Source organism: Subtercola lobariae (genome assembly GCF_014640255.1).
Lineage (GTDB): Bacteria > Actinomycetota > Actinomycetes > Actinomycetales > Microbacteriaceae > Subtercola > Subtercola lobariae.
Window position 1 is genome coordinate 473,485 of sequence record NZ_BMGP01000002.1, and the last position, 20,566, is coordinate 494,050.

Annotated in this window: 23 protein-coding genes; 12 read left to right on the top strand and 11 right to left on the bottom strand. The window is 64.4% G+C overall.

The annotated features are described in order from the left end of the window. Positions 1-28 precede the first annotated feature (28 nt). Positions 29-1,303, bottom strand: coding sequence for an ABC transporter substrate-binding protein (locus IEX24_RS06540; protein WP_188675514.1), 1,275 nt, complete (start codon positions 1,301-1,303; stop codon positions 29-31). Between the two features lie 175 nt (positions 1,304-1,478). After that, on the bottom strand, positions 1,479-1,964 hold the full coding sequence (locus IEX24_RS06545) for an FBP domain-containing protein (protein WP_229715177.1): 486 nt from the start codon (positions 1,962-1,964) through the stop codon (positions 1,479-1,481). Between the two features lie 82 nt (positions 1,965-2,046). Between IEX24_RS06545 and IEX24_RS06550 the strand changes: the two genes are divergently transcribed. From IEX24_RS06550 to IEX24_RS06560, 3 genes are read left to right on the top strand one after another with little or no spacing between them, the layout of a single operon-like run. Continuing rightward, positions 2,047-2,610 (top strand): hypothetical protein, encoded by a 564-nt coding sequence (locus IEX24_RS06550; protein WP_188675519.1) that lies wholly within the window; start codon positions 2,047-2,049, stop codon positions 2,608-2,610. 49 nt (positions 2,611-2,659) lie between these two features. Beyond that, the gene (locus IEX24_RS06555) at positions 2,660-2,929 is read left to right on the top strand and encodes a hypothetical protein (protein WP_188675521.1); all 270 of its coding nucleotides are present in this window, start codon (positions 2,660-2,662) and stop codon (positions 2,927-2,929) included. Next, positions 2,926-3,327, top strand: coding sequence for a type II toxin-antitoxin system VapC family toxin (locus IEX24_RS06560; protein ID WP_188675524.1), 402 nt, complete (start codon positions 2,926-2,928; stop codon positions 3,325-3,327). Before IEX24_RS06555 ends, IEX24_RS06560 begins: the two co-directional genes overlap by 4 nt. 37 nt (positions 3,328-3,364) lie before the next feature. Here IEX24_RS06560 and nhaA read toward each other — a convergent pair whose 3' ends face one another. Then, entirely contained in the window at positions 3,365-5,275 is a 1,911-nt protein-coding gene (gene nhaA / locus IEX24_RS06565; RefSeq protein ID WP_229715137.1) for a Na+/H+ antiporter NhaA, read from the bottom strand. Continuing rightward, positions 5,272-6,489, bottom strand: coding sequence for a MalY/PatB family protein (locus tag IEX24_RS06570; protein WP_188675528.1), 1,218 nt, complete (start codon positions 6,487-6,489; stop codon positions 5,272-5,274). Before IEX24_RS06570 ends, nhaA begins: the two co-directional genes overlap by 4 nt. Before the next feature lie 242 nt (positions 6,490-6,731). Between IEX24_RS06570 and IEX24_RS06575 the strand changes: the two genes are divergently transcribed. From IEX24_RS06575 to IEX24_RS06600, 6 genes are all read left to right on the top strand, one after another. After that, on the top strand, positions 6,732-8,045 hold the full coding sequence (locus IEX24_RS06575; RefSeq protein WP_188675530.1) for an ABC transporter substrate-binding protein: 1,314 nt from the start codon (positions 6,732-6,734) through the stop codon (positions 8,043-8,045). Next, positions 8,045-9,034, top strand: a complete 990-nt coding sequence (locus tag IEX24_RS06580; protein WP_188675533.1) for a carbohydrate ABC transporter permease — start codon at positions 8,045-8,047, stop codon at positions 9,032-9,034. Before IEX24_RS06575 ends, IEX24_RS06580 begins: the two co-directional genes overlap by 1 nt. Then, entirely contained in the window at positions 9,027-9,866 is an 840-nt protein-coding gene (locus tag IEX24_RS06585) for a carbohydrate ABC transporter permease (RefSeq protein WP_229715138.1), read from the top strand. The genes IEX24_RS06580 and IEX24_RS06585 overlap by 8 nt, the downstream gene beginning before the upstream one ends. Then, positions 9,863-11,365, top strand: a complete 1,503-nt coding sequence (locus IEX24_RS06590; protein WP_188675536.1) for a glycoside hydrolase family 1 protein — start codon at positions 9,863-9,865, stop codon at positions 11,363-11,365. Before IEX24_RS06585 ends, IEX24_RS06590 begins: the two co-directional genes overlap by 4 nt. A 98-nt stretch (positions 11,366-11,463) precedes the next feature. After that, on the top strand, positions 11,464-12,444 hold the full coding sequence (locus IEX24_RS06595; RefSeq protein ID WP_188676525.1) for a LacI family DNA-binding transcriptional regulator: 981 nt from the start codon (positions 11,464-11,466) through the stop codon (positions 12,442-12,444). 208 nt (positions 12,445-12,652) lie between these two features. Beyond that, positions 12,653-13,315 carry a PadR family transcriptional regulator gene (locus IEX24_RS06600; protein ID WP_188675539.1) on the top strand — a complete coding sequence of 221 codons (663 nt, stop codon included), beginning with the start codon at positions 12,653-12,655 and terminating at the stop codon, positions 13,313-13,315. 130 nt (positions 13,316-13,445) lie between these two features. Here IEX24_RS06600 and IEX24_RS06605 read toward each other — a convergent pair whose 3' ends face one another. Further along, on the bottom strand, positions 13,446-14,228 hold the full coding sequence (locus tag IEX24_RS06605; RefSeq protein WP_203585878.1) for a COG4705 family protein: 783 nt from the start codon (positions 14,226-14,228) through the stop codon (positions 13,446-13,448). 124 nt (positions 14,229-14,352) lie between these two features. Here IEX24_RS06605 and IEX24_RS06610 point away from each other — a divergent pair, with 124 nt between their 5' ends. Further along, complete coding sequence (locus tag IEX24_RS06610) at positions 14,353-14,931, top strand: TetR/AcrR family transcriptional regulator (protein WP_188675544.1); 579 nt, start codon at positions 14,353-14,355, stop codon at positions 14,929-14,931. A gap of 35 nt (positions 14,932-14,966) precedes the next feature. Here IEX24_RS06610 and IEX24_RS06615 read toward each other — a convergent pair whose 3' ends face one another. From IEX24_RS06615 to IEX24_RS06625, 3 genes are all read right to left on the bottom strand, one after another. After that, positions 14,967-15,458: a glutathione peroxidase gene (locus tag IEX24_RS06615; RefSeq protein WP_188675547.1), complete on the bottom strand. Its 492-nt coding sequence runs from the start codon at positions 15,456-15,458 to the stop codon at positions 14,967-14,969. 11 nt (positions 15,459-15,469) lie between these two features. Next, positions 15,470-15,781, bottom strand: a complete 312-nt coding sequence (locus IEX24_RS06620) for an EthD family reductase (protein ID WP_188675549.1) — start codon at positions 15,779-15,781, stop codon at positions 15,470-15,472. Between the two features lie 137 nt (positions 15,782-15,918). Further along, positions 15,919-16,884, bottom strand: a complete 966-nt coding sequence (locus IEX24_RS06625) for an NAD-dependent epimerase/dehydratase family protein (RefSeq protein WP_188675551.1) — start codon at positions 16,882-16,884, stop codon at positions 15,919-15,921. 45 nt (positions 16,885-16,929) lie between these two features. On the opposite strand from IEX24_RS06625, the gene IEX24_RS06630 reads away from it, so the two are divergent. Then, positions 16,930-17,751 (top strand): thymidylate synthase, encoded by an 822-nt coding sequence (locus tag IEX24_RS06630; protein ID WP_188675553.1) that lies wholly within the window; start codon positions 16,930-16,932, stop codon positions 17,749-17,751. A 10-nt stretch (positions 17,752-17,761) separates the two neighbouring features. Next, positions 17,762-18,247 (top strand): dihydrofolate reductase, encoded by a 486-nt coding sequence (locus IEX24_RS06635; protein WP_188675555.1) that lies wholly within the window; start codon positions 17,762-17,764, stop codon positions 18,245-18,247. A 28-nt stretch (positions 18,248-18,275) separates the two neighbouring features. Here IEX24_RS06635 and IEX24_RS06640 read toward each other — a convergent pair whose 3' ends face one another. From IEX24_RS06640 to IEX24_RS06650, 3 genes are all read right to left on the bottom strand, one after another. Continuing rightward, positions 18,276-18,536: a glutaredoxin family protein gene (locus IEX24_RS06640; RefSeq protein WP_188675557.1), complete on the bottom strand. Its 261-nt coding sequence runs from the start codon at positions 18,534-18,536 to the stop codon at positions 18,276-18,278. A gap of 117 nt (positions 18,537-18,653) precedes the next feature. Beyond that, the gene (locus IEX24_RS06645) at positions 18,654-19,526 is read right to left on the bottom strand and encodes an HpcH/HpaI aldolase/citrate lyase family protein (protein ID WP_188675559.1); all 873 of its coding nucleotides are present in this window, start codon (positions 19,524-19,526) and stop codon (positions 18,654-18,656) included. Positions 19,527-19,740: 214 nt separating this feature from the next. Beyond that, positions 19,741-20,499, bottom strand: a complete 759-nt coding sequence (locus IEX24_RS06650) for an alpha/beta fold hydrolase (RefSeq protein WP_188675562.1) — start codon at positions 20,497-20,499, stop codon at positions 19,741-19,743. Positions 20,500-20,566 lie beyond the last annotated feature (67 nt).

A 20,566-nucleotide genomic window follows, 5' to 3' on the forward strand; every position in this document is an offset into this window, starting at 1 on the left:
TCTCGGCTCCCGCCGCACGAGCGGGGTGCTAGGAGGTGTACAGGCTGTCGAGGCTCGAGCAGATGGCCTGAGCGTCTGTGCCGGGGGCATAGGCGAGGCTGGTCTGTCTGATCATCGGGTCATCGAGCGCACCTGGCACAACGGTGTCGGGCATCACTGCGTAGTCGACCACCTTCGGCACATCGTTGACGGCTGCTGCGGTGATCTTGTTGTCGATTGCCGCCGGGGTGCCCGTGGCGATGACAGCAGTCGGGCCGTTCGACGCTGCAGCGTACGCCGCGGCATTGTCAGGCTCGTACCAGGCCGAGATGAACTTCTGCACGAGGCCGATCTTGGCGTCTTTGGCGCCGTTCGGGCTCACGAAGAATCCACTGCCGGTGTAACCCTGGTAGGCGGTCGGCTTGTCGTAGCTGCCGCCACTGGGCTGCGGAAAGCCGCCGAGCTGAACATTCGACTGCAGATCAGCGGGTGCGTCACCGAAGGCCCACGATCCGGCCGACATCATGGCAGCCTTGCCCGCGTAGAACGCGGCATCCATCTGGTCTGCGGTGTAGCCCTGCGAGTCTTTGACGAACACGTTGGCGTCGCGCAGCTGTGTGAAGAGGTTGATGCCCTTCATCGCGTCAGGGCTGGCGCAGTAGCCGCCCTTCGAGTACACGGCGGTGGCCTCATCGGGTGTCATGTACGACTGTGCGATCTGTAAGAACAGCTTCTGGCCTGACCAGTCGTTGCCGCCGATGATGAACGGGGGGATGCCCGCGTCGTTCAGCTTCTGGGCGTCGCTGATCAGTTCATCGGTCGAGGTCGGAACCGTGGTGATGCCCGCTTGGTTCAGCAGCGCCATGTTGTACCAGACCGGCCAGACGAATCCGTTGTAGGGAAAGCCCTGAACCTTGCCGTCGCTGTCTTTCCAGGCGTCGAGCGCGTCGGGGGTGATCTTGGCGGTCAGGCCCCACGCGTCGAGGTAGTTCGAGGCAGGCACGGCAACGCCGTTCTTCACCCAGTCGTTACTCTTCTCAGCCAGGTTAGTGATGGCGACATCTGCCTCTTTGCCGCCAGCGACGCTGGTCTCGTAGACGTCGGGAAGGGTCTCGCCCGCCTGCACGAGCTTGATGTTCGCTCCGGTCGCTTTCTCCACCTCTGCGACGATCTTGTCTTGTACGTCACCCGTCGGGGTTCCGCTCTGAATGCTCGTAAGAACAGTCAGGGTATTGGCATCTTCACTCGATCCCGCGGAACACCCGGTCAGGGCGATGGCGGCGGCTGAAACTGCGATAACTGCAGTAACGCGAAATGCTTTCATCATGCCTCCTTGCATGGTCACTGTTGACGAATGCGAGTTTAGGCAGGCGGAGAGGCGAAAGTCAATGAACCGATTAAGTTAAGTGACTTTCAGCTAACTTCAGGCATTTTTTGTCGTGATTTGGCTGCTTGAGAGAGCACTGTGCACTGAACGACTTAACGTGTCGACTATTCGTTCAGGGGCGCATCACGGCAGCCATGAAGCCGCTCACGCGAGACTCGAGGCCCGACACTTTCTCGGCCAGCACGCTCTCGGGGTCGGCGTAATACGAAGCGTGCGGCACCTCTACGCGAATGTTGCTCGAGCAGCCGAGGTTGGCGCAGATGTAGGTGCCCACCGTGTTGCCATTCAGCCCCGCCTCGCCCGCGCGCTTGGCGCTGAACAGCGACACACCGTGCTCGGTGTGGGTGGCCCGGCAGAGCTGGCACATCATCATGCGCCGCCGCGACAACGGGCCGTCGGCCTCACGAACGATGATGCCGACCGCGCGATTGCCCTCCCACCGGATGATGTACCCCAGATGCGGCGAATGCGAGTCGCGCCAGCCGAGGTAGTCGAGGTTCTCCCACTCGAGTTCGACGAAGTTCGACGGCAGAACCATGTTCAAGGCCTCGGTGTTCGACCCGTTCACGATCGATGCGCGAATCTCGATTCCGGTCATCCTCTTCACAAACGCTCCTCGTGGTGTCGGTACAACAAGCCTAAACGGCAGGCGCGGGGGCTGGCGATCCTAAGATCAGAGCATGCATGTTTCTGACTATCTGGTGGCCGAGCTCGATGACACCGTCAATCGTCTGCGCAGTCAGATACTCGACATCGTGCCGCTCGACCAGCAACTGGGCCGTTTGCCGGGCGCCAACTCGGTCACCTGGATCACGTTTCACGTCGCTCGTCATGCCGCCTTGGCGCTTTCGGTCGTGAACGAGACGGCGGGCATCCTCGACCCGCGACTCGACGCGTTCGACGCCCGCGCAACACGAGGCGGCAGCGGTCTGCACGAGGTGCAGCAGCCCTTCACCGACACCCTCGACTCGGCCGCCGTCAACGCATTCGCCTTCAGCGTCTTCGCCGACGTGCGCAGCTACCTCGAGACCCTGACCGACGAGGCTCTGGATGCTCTGCCCGACGTCGAGACCGCGCTCGACGCCGCCGGGGTGGAGCACGACACCTTCGACTGGCTGTACCGCATGTGGGCCGACCAGCCCATCGCGTTTCTCGTGCGCTGGCCCCTCACCGGCCACCTCACCCATCACGTGGGCGAACTCACCGGCCTCCGCAACCAAATGGGTCTGAGCCCCTTCCGCTAACCCCAACACGCTTGGTGCAACACCTCCAATTCGGTGTTACACTTGACGCATGCCCACCACCCTGCCGCGCTACACCCTCACCGAAACGCCGCAACTCACTCTTGCGCTCGATGACGCGAATGTGACCTGGCCCGAATTCGGAAACGATCGGGCAGCACTGTTGCGCAAGCTCGTCGAGGCAGGCTGGGAGATAGTGCGAGTCACTCAAGCAGACATGATCGAAGCTCGCCGGCGGGCGGTTCACGACGGCGCGGGAGCAGCAACGGGCGCCTTCCCGCACAACGTGGCCGTTGACCTCACGAACGAGTGGCCGGAGTGATCGTACTCGACGCGAATGTTCTGATCGCGTTTCTCGATTCGTCAGACCTGCACCATAATGTGACCCTCGAAATTCTCGACGCCTTCGCTCCAGAAGGCTATGGCGCAAGCGTTCTCACAGTCGCCGAGGCCCTTGTGTACCCCACAAGAAACAACAGCCAAGATCGATCTGCTTCGGCGTTCGCCCGTATCGGCCTCATGACGGTGCCGCTTGCGCAGACCGATGCACTAGATCTGGCGCGCATCCGTTCGCAATACGGCGTGCGGATGCCCGACGCGGTCGCCCTCTTCACCGCGCTCTCGACGCAGTCGACACTGGCCACTTTCGACATCGAGCTCGCCGCGGCGGCCCGAGCGGCGGGAGTCGATGTGGTCGGCGCCGCCAACGAGTCGCGCTGACAGGCGCACGCGGCCCCGGCGTGGGCCCGATCGCGGGTTAGCGGGGCGCGGGGGTGACGGGGCGGTCGGTGCGCGACTCGTTGAGTTCGCGGATGAGGGTGGCCGCGTCGTAGGGGCCGAAGTGGCGCTTTCCGCCCACGAAGAAGGTGGGCGTCGAGTGCACGTCCATCAGCTCGGCGTCGATGACGTCGTCGCGAACTCGGTTGACGACGTCGCTCGAGCGCATGTCTTCTTCGAAGCGGTCGATGTCGAGATCGAGGGTGACCGCGTAGGCGAGCAGATCGTCGAGTTCGAGGGCGTCTTGATGCGAGAACATGATCGGCGCCATGTCGAAGAATTTGCCTTGCAGGGCCGCCGCCTCGCTAGCACGCGCGGCGAGGGTGGCGTGCGGGTGCACCTTCGTGAGCGGCAGGTGCCGCCAGATGTACTGGAGATCGTTGCCGAAGTGCGCGCGCACCTCGTCGATGGAGCCGGTGGCGCGGCTGCAGAACGGGCACTCGAAGTCGCCGTACTCCACCAGTGACATCGGCGCGTCGACGGGGCCTTTGATGTGGTCTCGTTTCGGGTCGACCGGCCGCGCGAGCACGAGGCTCATGCGCGACGGCGGCTGCACCTTGTCGACGATGCGGAACACCGCCCAGCCGAGCACGAAGGCGATGACCGTGGCCGCGAGCACACCGACCCGGGCCTCGTCTTGCAGCACCGGGTCGGGTATGGCCAGGTCGATGATGAACAACGAGATGGTGAAGCCGATGCCCGACAGCGCGGCCCCGCCGGCGACCCGCCCGAACGTCAGACCCGGCGCCAGCACCCCGATCTTCAGCGTCTTGACGAGCACCGTCATGCCTGTGATACCCACGAACTTGCCCACCACGAGGCCTACGATGATGCCCCAGGTCAGCGGCGACGCGAACGCCGCAGCGAGCGTCGGCCCGGTGAGATGCACTCCCGCGTTCGCCAGCGCGAAGATCGGCAGAATGATGAAGCTCGTGTACGGCGAGTAGAGCGTGTGCAGCCTGTCGTTCACCGACACCGAACTGAGCAGTCCGCGCACCGCCGCCTGGGCGTACTGCGGGTTCGGCGACTGCCTGAAGGCGCGGCTGAGCTCGGCGGCCCGTTCCACGTCCATTCGGCGCGGCGAATACACCGGGATGAGCAGGGCGATCGCCACTCCGGCGAGAGTGGGCTGCACGCCAGACGCATAGAGCGCGCCCCACACCACGAGCGAGAACACGAGATAGGCGGGGCCTTGGCCAAAACGGAGCCATCGGAGCATCCAAATGACCACCAGCCCAAGCGCGGCAATGACGAGGGGCAGAAAGTGCAGCTGATCGGTGTAAAAGATAGCGATCACGGCAAGAGCGCCGACATCGTCGACCACAGCAAGGGCGAGCAAGAAGATGCGCAGATGGCCCGGCAGCCGTGGGCCGACAATGGCGAGCGCGCCCAGCAAGAAGGCGGTGTCGCTCGAAATGACGACTCCCCAGGCGTGCGAGGTCTGGCCCGTGTGATTGAACGCCAGAAAGATCAGCGCCGGAATCGCGAGCCCCGCGATTGCCGCCGAAACCGGCACAACCGCCCGCGACCAATCGCTCAGCTCGCCGAGCGCGAACTCGCGCTTCACCTCGAGGCCCACCACGAAGAAGAACAGCGTCATCAATGCTTCGTTCACCAGCGACCGGAAGTCGAGCGTGATGCCGTTGCCACTGACCTGCAATGAAATGGTCGATCGCCAGAACTCGTCGTATGAGCTGCCCGGCAGGTTCGCCCAGATCAGCGCGATGACGGTGGCGAGCAGCAACAGCGCGGCCGCCGTCTTCTCGCTGTCTGAGAAGCCGCGCCGCTGGTAGAACAGCTTGCGCAGTCGCGGAAACCGTGGCGCCATGTCGCCTTCGGTGACCTCAGCAGCCGGGCCGGGCGCCGGCACGGGTTCAGCCGGGGCGGTCATGCGGCCACCCGCGCCAGTCGCGTAACGGCCTCGGTCAGCACCTCGGGCGAGCAGGCGAAGTTGAGGCGCGCGAAGCCGGCACCTTGGCTGCCGAAGTCGAGGCCGGGGCTGAGCGCCACTTTCGCTTCGTCGAGCGCACGGATGCTCGGGGCCGGCCCCCAACCGAGCCCGCTGAAGTCGAGCCAGGCCAAGTAGCTCGCCTGTGGCTGCCGAAACGTGACCGCCGACAGGTGTTCTTCGAGCAGCTCGCCAAGCAACGCGCTGCTCGTCGACAGGGTCGCCAGCAACGCGTCGAGCCAGGGCACCCCATCGGTGAACGCCGCGATGCTGCCGTGCAGCCCGAGCTGACTCGTACGCATGCCGACTTCTTCGGGCATGCGCTCGAGCAGGCCGAGCATGCGGTCGCTCTGCGCCACCATGATGGCGCACTTGGCGCCCGCGAGGTTCCAGCCCTTGCTGGCCGAGCTGAGCGCGATGCCCACCTCGCGGGCCGCGGGTGAGACGCTCAAGAACGGGGTGAAGTTCGCCGGGTCATGCACGAGCGGGCCGTGAATCTCGTCACTGACGACGATGACGCCGTACTTCTCGGCCAACTCCGCGACGCGTTCGAGCGTCTCGCGGGTGTGCACGAGCCCCAACGGGTTGTGCGGATTGCAGAGCAGAAACGTCGTGGCACCCGCGGCGAACGCGCGCTCGACCCCCTCGAGATCGAGCGACCACCGCTCTTCGGTCGTCGCTGGGCCGCTGCCTCCAGCGCCGTTGTTGCCCTGAAGGCTGCCCGAAGCGCCGCCGGCTTCGCTGTCGAGTAGCGGCACCTCCACCACGACTCCCCCGGCCTCGGCAACGTATTCGAAGAACGGCGGGTATACCGGCGGCGCGATCACGACGCGCTCGCCCGGCGCGATCGCCTGCCGCAGCGCCTCAACGGCCGCCACGCTCACGTCAGTGGTGGTGCGAACGTTCGCCGGATCGATCAGCCACCCCCAGCGCGCCTCGGCGAAGGCGGCGAACGCGGTCGCCAGTTCGCCCGAGCCACTGATGTACCCCACGTCTGAGCGCTCGATCACATCGAGCATCGCCGCTTTGACGGGGGCAGCGAGGGGGTAGTCCATCTCGGCCACGAAGAGCGGAAGCACATCATCGGGGTAGGCGCGCCATTTCATGCTGGTGCGCTGGCGGAGCACAGATAGTGGATCGGCGCGGAGGAGGTCCATCGCTCAAGTGTGCCCCATTCTGCGGCCGAAAAGGTATATGCGGGCGGGGGCATATGTCGAGCATCCGGCAGCGTGGGAGAAATTGGAGCTTGACAGCACCCCTCTGCGCTGCATACGCTCGCTTCCATTCGTGAGAGCGCTCTCTTGCTTGCATTTGAGAGCGCTCTCACGATAGCCTCACACCATCCAGCTGCGCTTGCCTGCATTGCAGCCCGATACATACCGACAAGGGAGTCACTCAGATGAAGAAACGTGTTCTTGGCGTGGCAGCGATTTTTGCTGCTGCTGCTCTTAGTTTGGCAGGATGCTCGGGGTCTGGTGGTTCCAGCGCGGGTAGTACGGGTGGTTCTGGTTCGATTACGTATTGGGCGAGTAATCAGGGTACGAGTTTGCAGAATGACAAAGATGTTTTGCAGCCGCTACTTGATAAGTTCACGGCTCAGACGGGTGTGAAGGTGAATTTGGAGGTCATTGGTTGGAATGATTTGCAGACGCGTATTCAGACTGCGGTGACGTCGGGTGTTGGTCCTGATGTGGTGAATATTGGTAATACGTGGGCGACGTCGTTTCAGGCGACGGGTGCTTTTTTGCCGTTTGATGATTCGGCGATGAGTGCGATTGGTGGTGCTGATAAGTTCGCTGCGACGGCGTTGAGCACGGGTGGTGCTGCGGGTCAGACGCCGACGTCGGTGCCGTTGTATGGGTTCGCGTATGGGTTGTATTACAACAAGGCGATGTTCGCTGCGGCTGGTTTGACGCCGCCGACGACGTGGGAGGATCTGGTCGCTGATGGTAAGAAGTTGAACGATCCGGCTAAGGGTGTGTGGGGTACCTCGATCGAGGCGGGTAGTTATACCGAGAACAACCATTTCGCGTTTATCACGTCGGCGCAGAATGGTGGTTCGTATTTCGATGGCAGTGGTAACCCGACGTTCACGCAGAGTCAGAACGTTGATGGTATTGCGCGTTATCTTGCTTTGATGCAGACCGATAAGATCGCTGATCCGGCTGATGCGCAGTACAGCACGGGTACCGAATCGATTGCGAATTTCGCGAAGGGTACCGCGGCGATGATTTTCAATCAGAACAATGCTGAGGCGAACTTGACTGCTGATGGGATGGATCCGAGCCAGTATGGTGTGGTTCCGATCCCGGCGCCTGCTGCGGGTAAGCCGGTGGCGAGTTTCATCGCTGGTATTAACTTGTCGGTGTTCAAGAACACGAAGAACCAGGACGCGGCGTTGAAGTTCGTGAACTTCATGACCAGTGCTGATACTCAGTCCGCGTTGGGTAAGCCGTTCAGCTCGATTCCTGTGCTGAAAGATGCTACCCCGACGTTCACGACTGATCCGGCGATCGCGACGACGTTCTCGACGATTTACAACAACATGTCACAGCCGTTGCCGACGGTGCCGTTGGAGGCGTCGTTCGAAACCGAGGTGGGTAACTCGATGAATACGCTGTTCGCGACGGTAGCCACCGGCGGCAGCGTGAGTTCCTCAGATATTCAGAACGCATTGAATACCGCTCAAGAGAAGGTTGCAGCATCTAACTGATGGTGCTCACGACCGAAAAGCCGGAGGTCGCCCCTCGTGGGGCGGCCTCCCGGCCGGGCGCTGTTAAGCTCCCGAAGAAGAAACGTGCCGCGGGGTGGTGGTTACCGTTCGCGTTGATCGCGCCCGCGATCGTGTTCGAGCTCCTGATCCACGTGATACCGATGGCTGTCGGTATTTGGATGAGTTTTCTGAAACTGACCCAGTTCTATATCGCGAACTGGGGTGCGGCCCCGTTCGTCGGGCTCGGCAACTACCAGATCGCGTTGAACTTCAACGGTGCGCAAGGCCAGGCGCTGCTGTCCTCGTTCGTGGTGACCTGCGGCTACACGATCCTCGTGGTCGGTATCGCCTGGGCGCTCGGTATGGCGGCCGCGGTCGCTCTGCAGAAAACGTTCCGCGGCCGGGCGATCTTCCGCACGATGTTCCTGATTCCCTACGCCGTACCCGTGTTCGCCGGGATCATCACCTGGAAATTCATGTTCCAGCAGAACACCGGCGTCATCAACCAGATCCTCGGCGCCCTGCACCTCATCGACCCGAACAACCCACCATTCTGGCTGATCGGTAACAACGCGTTCGCCGCGATGGTTATCGTCGCGATCTGGAAACTCTGGCCCTTCGCGTTCCTGATGCTCATGGCCGGCCTGCAAACCATCAACGAAGACCTCTACGAAGCAGCCTCCCTCGACGGCGCGAAACCCTTCCGGCAATGGCGCAACATCACCCTGCCCGGCCTTGGCGCGGTGAACAACGTGCTCCTCCTCGTGCTGTTCCTCTGGACCTTCAACGACTTCAACACCCCCTTCATCTTGTTCGGCGGCGCGGAACCCCCCGCCGGTGACCTGGTCTCGTTCCACATCTACAACACCTCCTTCATCACCTTGAACTTCGGGTTCGGCTCCGCGATGTCCGTACTGCTCCTACTGTTCCTGATGCTCGTCTCGGCCATCTATCTCGCGTTCATCAACCGGAGGTCACGTCGTGCGTGAAACAACAGGATTCAAAACATTCCGCATCATCACCCTCGCCGTACTCGCCGTGTTCGTACTCCTACCCCTCTACGTGATGATCACCTCCGCACTGAAACCCCTCGTCGACGTGCAAGGAAAATTCACCTGGTGGCCCACGAACTTCACCATCCAACCCTTCATCGACATCTGGTCAACCATCCCGCTGGCCTCGTACTTCATCAACAGCGTCATCGTCGCAACCAGCGCCAGCGTGATCAGCGTCATTATCGCGATCTTCGCCTCCTACGCCATCTCCCGATACAAATTCCGTGGCCGTAACACATTCACCACCACCATCCTCGCCACCCAAATGTTCCCCGGCGTACTCTTCCTCCTCCCGCTCTACCTGATCTTCATCAACATCTCGCAGACCCTCGGCATCCAGCTCATCGGCTCCTACCTCGGCCTGATCATCACCTACCTCACCTTCACCCTCCCCTTCGCGATCTGGATGCTCACCGGCTACTTCGACAACATCCCCCGCGAACTCGACGAAGCCGCCACCGTCGACGGCTCAACCGCCATCGGCACCCTCCTCCGCGTCATCCTCCCCGTCGCCCGCCCCGGCATCGTCGCCGTACTCGTCTACTCCTTCATCACCGCCTGGGGCGAAGTACTCTTCGCCTCCGTACTCACCACCCAGACAAGCCGCACCCTCGCCGTCGGCCTCGGCGAATACTCCACCCAAGTCAACGTCTACTGGAACCAAATCATGGCCGCCTCCGTCGTCGTCAGCATCCCCGTCGTCATCGGATTCCTCCTCCTCCAACGCAACTTCGTCGCCGGCCTCAGCGCAGGCGCAGTCAAATGACGCTCGCCGAGCATCCGTGGCCCGCCGGCTTCATCTGGGGTTCGGCCACCGCCGCAGCGCAGATCGAAGGCGCCGCACATGAAGAAGGCAAAGAGGATTCGATTTGGGATCACTTCGCCCGCATTCCCGGCGCGGTCGCCAATGGAGACACCCCCGAGGTCGCGGTCGACCACTACCACCACATGCCGGCCGACGTCGCGCTGATGAAAGAGCTCGGCTTGGGTTCGTACCGGTTCTCGACGAGCTGGGCCAGGGTGAAGCCCGGCGATCGGTTCGTGAACCAGAAGGGGCTGGCGTTCTACTCGCGACTCGTCGACGAGCTGCTCGGCGCCGACATTCTGCCCTGGCTGACGCTCTACCACTGGGATCTACCGCAGGCCCTCGAAGAGCGCGGCGGCTGGACCAACCGCGACACGGCGTACCGGTTCGCCGACTACGCCGAGGCGGTGTATGAGGCCCTCGGCGACCGTGTGACCCACTGGACCACGTTCAACGAGCCGCTCTGCTCGTCGCTGATCGCCTACACCTCGGGCGAGCACGCCCCAGGCCTGCGCGACCCCCGGGCCGGGCTGGCGGCCGCGCACCATCAGCACCTCGGGCACGGCCTCGCCGTCGAGCGCCTGCGCGACCTGGGGGCTGCGCGGGGTAAGACCGGCGCTTCTGCCGACCAGCTCGGCATCACGCTGAACCTGACGACCGCGGTGCCGAACGACCCCACCGACCCCGTCGACGTCGAGGCCGCCCGCCGCATCGATGCGCTCTGGAACCGCATGTACCTCGAGCCGATAGTGCTCGGGGCGTACCCGGCTGACCTGCTTCAGGATGTTCGTGAGTATGGTCTGGCAGAGCTCGTGCAACCCGGTGACCTCGATCTCGTGTCACTACCCATCGACTTCTTGGGTGTGAACCACTACCACGATGACAACGTCAGCGGGCATCCGTTGCTCGCCGCTTCGGATCACACCAGGGCGGGCGATCATACCGGCGGAACCGCTGCGGTCATCGCAGCTGTGACGGCGGAGCCCGCCGAACCCACCTCGCGGCCCAAACGATCGCCGTTCGTGGGTTCGGAGTACGTGACCTTTCCACCGCGAGAACTGACGCACACCGCCATGGGCTGGGAGGTGAACCCCGTCGGGCTGCAGCAGTTGCTCGTGCGGCTCGCCGCGGAGTACCCCGGCCTGCCGCCGTTGTACATCACCGAGAACGGTGCCGCGTACGACGACGAGGTTTCGGCCGACGGGCTGATTCATGACGGGGAGCGAACGGAGTACATCCGCTCACACATCGATGCCGTGGGGCGCGCAATCGCAGACGGAGTCGACGTGCGCGGGTACTTCGTGTGGTCTCTGCTCGACAACTTCGAGTGGGCCTGGGGGTACGACAAGCGGTTCGGCATTGTTCGGGTCGACTACAAGACCCAGGTGCGAACCGTGAAAGACAGCGGTTTGGCCTACGCCCGGCTCATCGAAGCGGTTCGTGATCGCGCTTACACTTAACCCAGAGCGCAAGCGATGGGGAGCGTGACGTGACAGCCGAGACGCCGAGCAACCCGGCCACGGGTGACAGCGGCGCGCGCACCGTTCCGACCCTCGAGATGGTGGCGGCCCTGGCCGGAGTGTCGCGGGCCACTGTATCGCGAGTGGTGAACTCGTCTCCGAAGGTCACGCCTCACGTGGTCGATGCGGTCAACGACGCCATCGAGCGGCTGAACTACGTACCGAACCGCGCGGCTCGGTCGTTGGCGTCGAGGCGCACCCAGGTGATCGCCCTCGTGGTGCCTGAGACCACGGCCAAGCTGTTCAGCGACCCGTTCTTCGCCACGGTTGCGCAGGGCATTGCGCTCTACCTCTCAGACACCGACTACACACTCAACATGCTCATCTCCTCTGAGGCTAAATCGGAGAAGACCCGGCGGTATCTGATGGGCGGCAACGTCGACGGAGCCCTCGTGGTGTCGCACCACAGCGGCGATCACTCGTACTCCGAACTCGGCCAGTCGCTTCCCGTCGTGTTCGGCGGCCGGCCGCTCATCGCCACCGAATCGGCGAGTTACTTCGTCGACGTCGACAACGCAGCCGGGGCCGCGGGCGCCACCGCGCACCTCGTCGAAACCGGGCGACGGCACATCGCCACCATTGCCGGGCCCCAAGACATGCCGGCGGGGCTCGACCGCCTCACCGGTTGGCGCCGAACGCTCAGCATGCACGGTTTCGATCAGTCTCTGGTTGAGCTCGGCGACTTCACGCCCGAGTCGGGTGCTGACGCGATGCGCCGGCTGCTCGACCGTGGAGTACCCATCGACGGAGTGTTCGCCGCGAACGACCAGATGGCGGCAGGCGCGTACTCGGTCATCTACGAGCGAGGGCTGAGCATCCCTGGCGACATCGCCATGGCGGGCTTCGACGACAATTACTACGGATCGACGACCACTCCACCGCTGACCACTGTGCACCAGCCCTCGCACGAGCTGGGCGCGAAGATGGCGGAGGTGCTGGTGGCACTCATCGAGGGCAAGACGGTGGAGCACGTGACGCTGATGCCGACGAATTTGCTCGTGCGGGCATCCACTCTCTGACGTTCGTTCTCGCTTTTTCTCCCGCAGTCGTTCTGGCTGCGGGATTTTTTTGTTCGGGAGTTGACAGAACGATAGTTAGCGATATATCGTTAACCCATCGCCGAAGATCGGTGATGCATCAACTTAGCTCAACTGCCTCCCCCGGCGCTGCTGTCTTACCACCAGCGCCCCGCAGGCGCCGAGCACAACCAGAAAGGTGAACGCGATCATGACACGCAATCACACACACAACTTCGATTTCTCAGGTTCTGACTCTCACGAGGGTCACGAGCGCCCCGATTTTCGCTCGCTTCGTGAGCACGCGCGCCGCGGCCCGCACGGGCACGGCGGTGGCGGCTTCGGCGGCGGGGCGGGAGCCGGCGGCTTCGCCGGTTTCGGCCCGGGCCAAGGCTTCGGCGGCTTCGGCCCCGGTTTCGGCCCGCGCGGCCCACGTCGCGCCGGCAAGGGTGACGTTCGGCTGGCACTGCTGTCGCTTCTCGGCGACGGCCCCTCGAACGGTTACGCCCTCATCAAGGCCATCGCCGAACGCACCGGCGGCACGTGGCGCCCGAGCCCCGGCTCGGTGTACCCCACGCTGCAGCAGCTCGTCGACGAAGAACTGATCGTCTCCAAGGGTGACGGTCGCCGCACCGAGTTCGAACTCACCGAGGCAGGCACGGCGTACCTCGCCGAGCACGCCGACGAAATCACGAAAGCATGGGAGGCGACTCCCGGCCGCTCAGAGAGCGACGCGGCCTTCATCGACAGCGTCGGCAAGCTGATGGGCGTTGTGCACCAGTTCCGCCACGCGGCGACGGATGCTCAGCGCACCGCTGCGGCCGAGAAGCTCGACGAGGCGCGGCGCGCCTTGTACCTCATTCTCGCCGACTAGCTCGGTTCGCGCGGCTAGCTCGGCTAGCTCGGCTAGCTCGGTTCGCACCGACTAGCCCGGCTGCTGATGGCCGGTTCCCGCAAGGGAGCCGGCCATTTTCGCGCGCCCGGCGCTGTGGCTCCCGGTTCGACTAGAGGAGCACTCGGGCAGCGGGCGGGAGCGCCCGGCGCGACCGGAGGCGAGCGGCGAGAGTTGCGACGCACGCAACGATCAACACCAGCGCCCCGAGGCTGACGGGCCCTGTGCCGAAGCCGAGGCCTCCGCGGTCGGCGGGAACGGCCATCCAGTCGGCGAACGAAGCACCGAGCGGGCGCGTGAGAACGTAGGCGAACCAGAAGGCCAGCACGGGGTTCATTGCGAAGCGCACGTACGCCACCGCGGGCACCGCTATCACCACGGCGAAGAGGATGCCCGACCCGAGGTACCCCAGATCGAACACGGTCGCGGTGAGATCGCCCGCCGCCGTGCCGAGCGCGAAGGTCGCCAGCACCGCCGCCCAATAGAACGCCTCGCGGCGGCGCGTGCTGATGCTGTGAATCGAGAGCGTGCCCTCGACCCGCCGCCACACCACGAACACAGCCGCGAGAACGACGGCGAAAACCGCGGTCGACACGAGATAGGGAACACCGAGGCCCACGTGCGCCACATCGGCTGCCATGGTGCCGAAAACGCTGACCAACAGAGCGGTGAGCCAGTAGATCCATGGCGAATACCGTTTCGCCCGAAACTGCAGCACGAGTGCGGCCGCGAGCGCGAGCCCGGTGAGCGGAATGACCACCACGGGGTCGAAATTCACCGCGAAGAAGTCAGACGTGGTCTCACCCATGCCCGTCGTGAGCACTTTGGTCACCCAGAACAGCACCGTGGCCTCGGGAACCTTCGAGGCGCGAACCGCGGCGGCGAAAGAAGTCATGGCCATACGGTAGCGGGCTGCGGGCGGGCGCGGATGCTCGTGAGATTTCTCTCAGCGCCGCGATGAGCGCGTGGCGCTTCCGCCAAAAGCAACAAACGTTGCGTTACGGCGTACGATGGTGGGCATGGAGACTCAGCTCGCTTCGACCCCTGACACGGCATCCACTTCGCCGGCGAAACGCACCGGTGGGCGCAGTGCTCTGGTGCTCGCGGCGGTGCGAACTGCCGTCGAAGAGCTCATCAAAGAGCGCGGGCCTGAACGCGTGACGGTGCCGATGATCGCCGAACGGGCCGGGGTGAACCCCACCAGCATCTATCGGCGTTGGGGCGACCTGCCCACGCTCATCAACGAGATCGCCACGTATCGACTCGACCCCGAACGGCCTCTGCCGCAGAGCGGTGACCTGCGGGGCGACCTCACCGCGTGGGCGCGGGAGATCATTGAGCACTACAGCACTGCCGTGAATGCTGCGCTGCTGCGGGCCGGTGCCGCCACCGCGGGCGAAAGCGAGTCAGACTGCCTGCGCAACCGGCGCGCGGAGGCGACGATGTTCGTCGCGCGTACGCCGAACCCCCCGGTCACGGCCGATCAGGTGATCGACCACCTTGTGGCGCCCATCATCTACCGCGTCATCTTCTTGCCCTGGAGCATCGACGGCACCACGGCCGATCGCCTCGTCGCCGAGCTCTTCGACCGCGCCTGAGGCCGTCTGACCCGGCGGGTCAGACGGCGGCGGGGTCAGACCGCGGCGGGCAGGGACTGCTCGATGAGGGTGACGATGGCGGGGTCATCGGGCTCGGTGCGGGGGCGAAAGCGGTGCACCTGGCCGTCGGGGGTGACGACGAACTTCTCGAAGTTCCACTTGATGCGGCCGGCCTTGCCGTCGGCGTCGGCGGTCTTCTTCAGTTCGCGGTAGAGCGGATGCTCGCTTCTGCCATTCACCTTGATTCGCTCGAACATAGGAAACGTGACGCCCCACGTGGTGGAGCAGTACTCAGCGATGGCCTCTTCGGTGCCCAGCTCTTGCAAGAACTGATTGCTCGGGAAGCCGAGCACGGTGAACCCGCGGTCGCCGTAGGTCTTCTGCAGGTCTTCGAGCTTGCTGTACTGCGGCGCGAGCCCGCAGCGCGACGCCACGTTGACGATCAGCTTGACCTTGTCGCCGTATTCGGCGAGCGAGGTTTCGCCGCCGTCGATGGTGACGATAGGAATTTCATTCAGGTCGGTCATGGCACCCCGCCTCAGCTTTCTTCGATGTCGGAGAACAGAATGCGAACGCCGCCGGTGGCGAGACCGAAGATCGACGGAAACAGTTCGGCTGCTTCGGCGGTAGCTACCGCGGCGCTGGCGGTGTCGTAGTCGTCGAAGTACAGGTCGAACATCCGGTACGCCGGGGTGGGGCTGCCGTCTTCTTTCGGCCAGACCTTCGAGCTCTCGAACTTCACCACGCCGGGCAGCTTCTTGGCCAGCTCGACCTGGCCGGCCGCGTACCCGGCCTCGAACGCCTCGGGGTCGGTGGGGTTGTCGTAGATCACTGTTATTTTCGTGGGCATCGCGTCTGCCTTCTGTTCGGTTGAATGGGCACCTGACATCACCGCGGGTACCGCATTCTCATCGTAAACACGTCACGGCCGGCCGCGGCGCTTCGCGGCAGACTCGGGGCATTCTCGTTGCGGCGGCCCACTGATGCTCAGAGGTGCGCGAAGCCCTCGCGCCAGCTCAGCCACTGCGGGCGCCAGCCCAATTCGTGGGCATATTGTGCCGACACGGGCCGACCGCATGCGCCTGAACTCAGGTCGATGCGTGGTTCTGGCGCGCCTACCGCACGGGCGAACTCCGGAACCCAGACGGTGCCGGAGGCCGGGTCGTCGTCGACCACGTTTACGATGCCGTCAGGCCAGTTCAGCGCAGCGATCGTCGCGGCTACGGCGTCGTCGATGCGCAGAAATGTCACGATGGCATCGGTCGCGGGCAACTCGCCCTGCCGAGCTCGATCAGCGAGCGCGCCATCGGCGGCGTACCAGGTGCCGGGCCCGTAGAGCAGTCCGTAACGCAGAACGAGGCCGCCCGAGAGTTCGGCCACGGCAGATTCGAGCGCGGCGACTCCCCCGACGGTGGTTCGCCGGGCATCCGTAGCCGCATCCGCCGAAGTAGCCTCCAAGGCGGTCACCACCGAGGGAACCGAGTCTGCCGAAGCCGCGGTCGCCGCGTCGGGGGTTCGCGGCGAAGCCGCGGGTCGGGTGAGGTACGATGGCGCGGCGAGGTCGAGGGGGTCGCTTTCGCGCGCGGGGGTGGTTCCGGAGGCGTAGGCCCACGCGATGCTTTGGGCGATCATCCTTTCGACGCCCGCAGCTCGCGCCGCGTCGACGAGGTTGCGGGTGCCCTCGATGCGGAGCCTGGAGTTTGCTTGGCCGTTGAAGGCCGAGAGATCGGTGAGCTGGTGGATGATCAGCTCGGGCCGCGCGTCAGCAACCGCCCGCGCGAGCCCCGGTGCGTCGAACGCATCGACGACCACGGGCGTCGCACCCAGCGCGGCCAGTTCGGGCGCCGCGCCGTCTCGCCTCGTCGTCGCTACCACCTCGTGCCCGAGACCGACGAGCGCTGGAATCAGCCCTCGACCCAGCACACCAGAACCACCGGCCAGAAAGACTCTCACGAAATCAGCTTACGCAGCTGCCCGCAACCAATTACGCTCGCTGTGATGACACTTTCACCGAGCACCCAGCTGAGCACGCCGTACGAAGATCTGCTGCGCCATACCCTCGCCACCGGCACCGCGAAGTCTGACCGTACCGGCACCGGCACCACAAGCGTATTCGGCGCCCAGCTGCGGTTCGACCTCCGCGAAGGCTTTCCGCTCATCACGACCAAACGCGTGCACTTCAAGTCGATCGCGTACGAGCTTCTCTGGTTTCTGCAAGGTTCGAGCAACGTGGGCTGGCTGCAGGAGAACGGCGTGAGCATCTGGAACGAATGGGCCGATCAAGACGGCGAACTCGGCCCGGTCTACGGCGTGCAGTGGCGCTCATGGCCCACCCCGAGCGGCGAGCACATCGACCAGATCAGCCAGGTCATGCACACCCTGAAGTCAGACCCCGACTCGAGGCGCATGATCGTTTCGGCCTGGAACGTCGCCGACATTCCCCAGATGGCTCTCGCCCCGTGCCACGCGTTCTTTCAGTTCTACGTGGCCGACGGCAAGCTCTCGTGCCAGCTCTATCAGCGCAGCGCCGACCTGTTTCTCGGGGTTCCGTTCAACATCGCGAGCTACGCCCTGCTCACTCACCTGGTTGCAGCTCAAGCCGGCCTCGAGGTGGGCGATTTCATCTGGACGGGCGGTGACTGCCACATCTATGACAACCACCGCGACCAGGTCGCCGAGCAACTCAGTCGCGAGCCTTTTGCCTTGCCCAACTTGCGGTTGCTCCGCACTCCGCCGAGCATCTTCGACTACGAATACAGCGACTTCGAGATCGAGAACTACCAGCACCACCCGGCCATCAAGGCCCCGGTAGCGGTGTGAGCTGTCTCTCATGAGCCTCGGGATGATCTGGGCAGAGGCTCGCGGGGGCGTGATCGGCGACGGCGGCACCATCCCCTGGCGCCTGCCCGAAGACCTTGCACATTTCAAAGAAGTGACCCTCGGCCACACGGTCGCCATGGGCCGAAAAACGTGGGATTCGCTGCCCGAACGGTTTCGCCCCCTCCCTGGCCGCCGAAACCTCGTGCTGACCCGCGACCCCGGCTGGTCGAGCGCGGGCGCTGAAGTGGTTCACTCGCTGAGCGATGCCCAGCGCACGATCGCTTCGGATGCTCAGCTCTGGGTGATCGGCGGCGGCGAGCTGTACCGGCAGTGCATGCCCCTAGCGACCATGCTCGAGGTGACCGAGCTCGACATGGGAGTGCGCGGCGATACCGTCGCTCCGGCGGTGGATGCGACCTGGAACCGCGTTACCGAGTCGCCCTGGCTCGAGTCTGCCACGGGCATCCGGTACCGATTCGTGAGCTACGCGCGCTGACTCGGCTCGGCCGATTGCGAGCCGGCCCTCAGAGGGCAAGCGCGAGGCTCGTCAGCACCTGATTGATGGTGGGAACGCCCTCGGCACGAAAAACCTGCTCGCCCGCGGTGTTTTCGATGACCACCGTGGGGGTTGCGGTGATGTCGGCGCGCTCTGCGGCTTCAGGATGCACGGCCACATTCACCTCGGTGATGTCGACGTTGCTCACCAGTGCTGCCGCCTGGTCGATGACAGCGCGCGTCGCTGTGCACGCTCCGCAGAACGACGACGAATAAAGATGCACCTGCATGTCAGGTACAGCAGCCGAGGCGGCGGCAATATTCCGCGCGGTCGCCGCTGCAGCTCGGAACTGCCGATGGCCGCGTATCGCCGCGTATCGCCGCCGCAGCGAGCGTGCCATCGACAGCTAGAGCGGGCGGATGCCGAAGGCCTGCGCGAGCTTGTCGATCTTCTGGGCGCGGCCGAGGCGCGGCAGGTCGCTGCCGTCGCGAATGACGCGGCCGCGCGACTCGAAGTCGTCGAGAAAGTCGCGCGCCCAGGTGGCGTCTGAGCGGGTGGGGCTGATGACCTCGTTGATGACGGGCAGCTGCTCGACGTCGAGGCAGAGCTTGCCGGTGAGACCGAGCGTCACCGCGAGAGCCGACTGCTCGCGCAACACGGGGTGGCTGCTGCCGACGGTCGGGCCGTCAATGGGGCCGGGCAGGCCGCCGATGCGACTCGCCACCACGAGACGCGAGCGCGGGTAGGCCATGGCGAGGTCATCGGCGCCGGTTCCGGTGTCGCGGCGGTAGTCGCCGCTGCCGAAGGCGAGGCGAAAGGCTCCGCGGGCTTCGGCGATGGAGCGCGCTTCTTCGATGCCGAGGGCCGACTCGATCAGCGCGATGACGGGGGTGCGGCCACCGAGACGGTCGAAGGTCTCAGTGACGTGGGCGCCGAATTCGGTTTTGGCGAGCATGACGCCGCGGAGCCCGGGGAGGCCCTTCAGAGCATCCACATCGCCCGACCAGAACTCGGTGGAGTGGTCGTTGATGCGCACCCACGCCTCGCCGCCGTTCTGCAGCCAGGCCGCCACGTCGTCGCGTGCGGTGGGCTTCAGCGCGGGGTCGACCGCGTCTTCGATGTCGAGCACGATCTGGTCGGCTCGGGATGCCGCGGCCGCATCGAAGCTGTCGGGTCGGGTGGCCGCCACCAGCAACCACGAGCGGGCGATTTCTGCCGACACCGACGGGCCACTGAGTTGGAACGTGGGCGTGGCGGTGTCTTCGGGCGAATCGGTCATCAGCGGCTTTCAGGTTTTCGGCGTTCAACATTCGACGTTCGATGTTTCGACCGCAATGCTATCGTCACAAACCCTGACGGTTGTTGTGCGAACGGGCACACGATATCTGCGCCGAACGTGTCACTTCGCACAAGGGCGTGTCGCGGTGGGGTGGCACTCGTGCGAATCGATGCGCGCGTCGGCTCCGGCTGTCGGGTTCAGCCACGGGCGAGCCTCACGCGCTGAAAAACTCCCGCAACAGGGGCGCCACCGCAGCCGGGTCGACCGCGTGGTTCTGACCCGGTACTACGAGCGATTCGGCGTCGCCCACGACCGACACGATGCGGTCGGCGGCGGTGGTCGCCCACGAATCTGAGGTTCCGCCCGCGAGAGCGAGCACGGGCACGGTGATGGGCTTCAGCCAATCGCTCGACGCCGAACCCGTGACGCAGAGCAGCTGATCGTAAGGGAGCGTGTGGGCGATGCCGAGCATCCCGGGCCAGAACGGTGCGTGTGATACCCATTCGATCTGTTCAGGCGGCATGCCCGTGGCGCTCATGAAGAGCTTGGCCGCGCCCTCGCGGTCGCCGGCGTCGATGAGTTTCTGCAGGGCATCCACTGTGTCGAGGGCCGGCGGGTGTTCGAACAGCACCGGCGGCTCGTAGACGGCGAGCTTCGCCATGGGCACCCCGCTCGCAGCGGCGTCGAGGCCGATGATGGCGCCTGATGAGTGCCCATAGACGAAGGCGTTCTCGCCGGTCGAGCGGATGACCGCGTAAAGGTCTTCGAGTTCGCGAGCTATCTCGTAGGGAGGTGTGTCGCCGCTGTCACCGCGGCCGCGCCGGTCGTACTCGTACACGGTGAAGTGATCGGCGAGCAGGGCAGAGAGGTCTTTGCTCGACTGGCGGGTATTGAAGGCTCCGGTCACGAGAACGAGGGCAGGGCCTTCGCCGGTGCGGTCTACTTCGAGCGTCGTTTTGTCGGTTGATGTCACCTGATACATCGTTCATCCGCCTGTCTGGGTCGAAATGTAGACACCGTACACCGGCATGAGAATACTA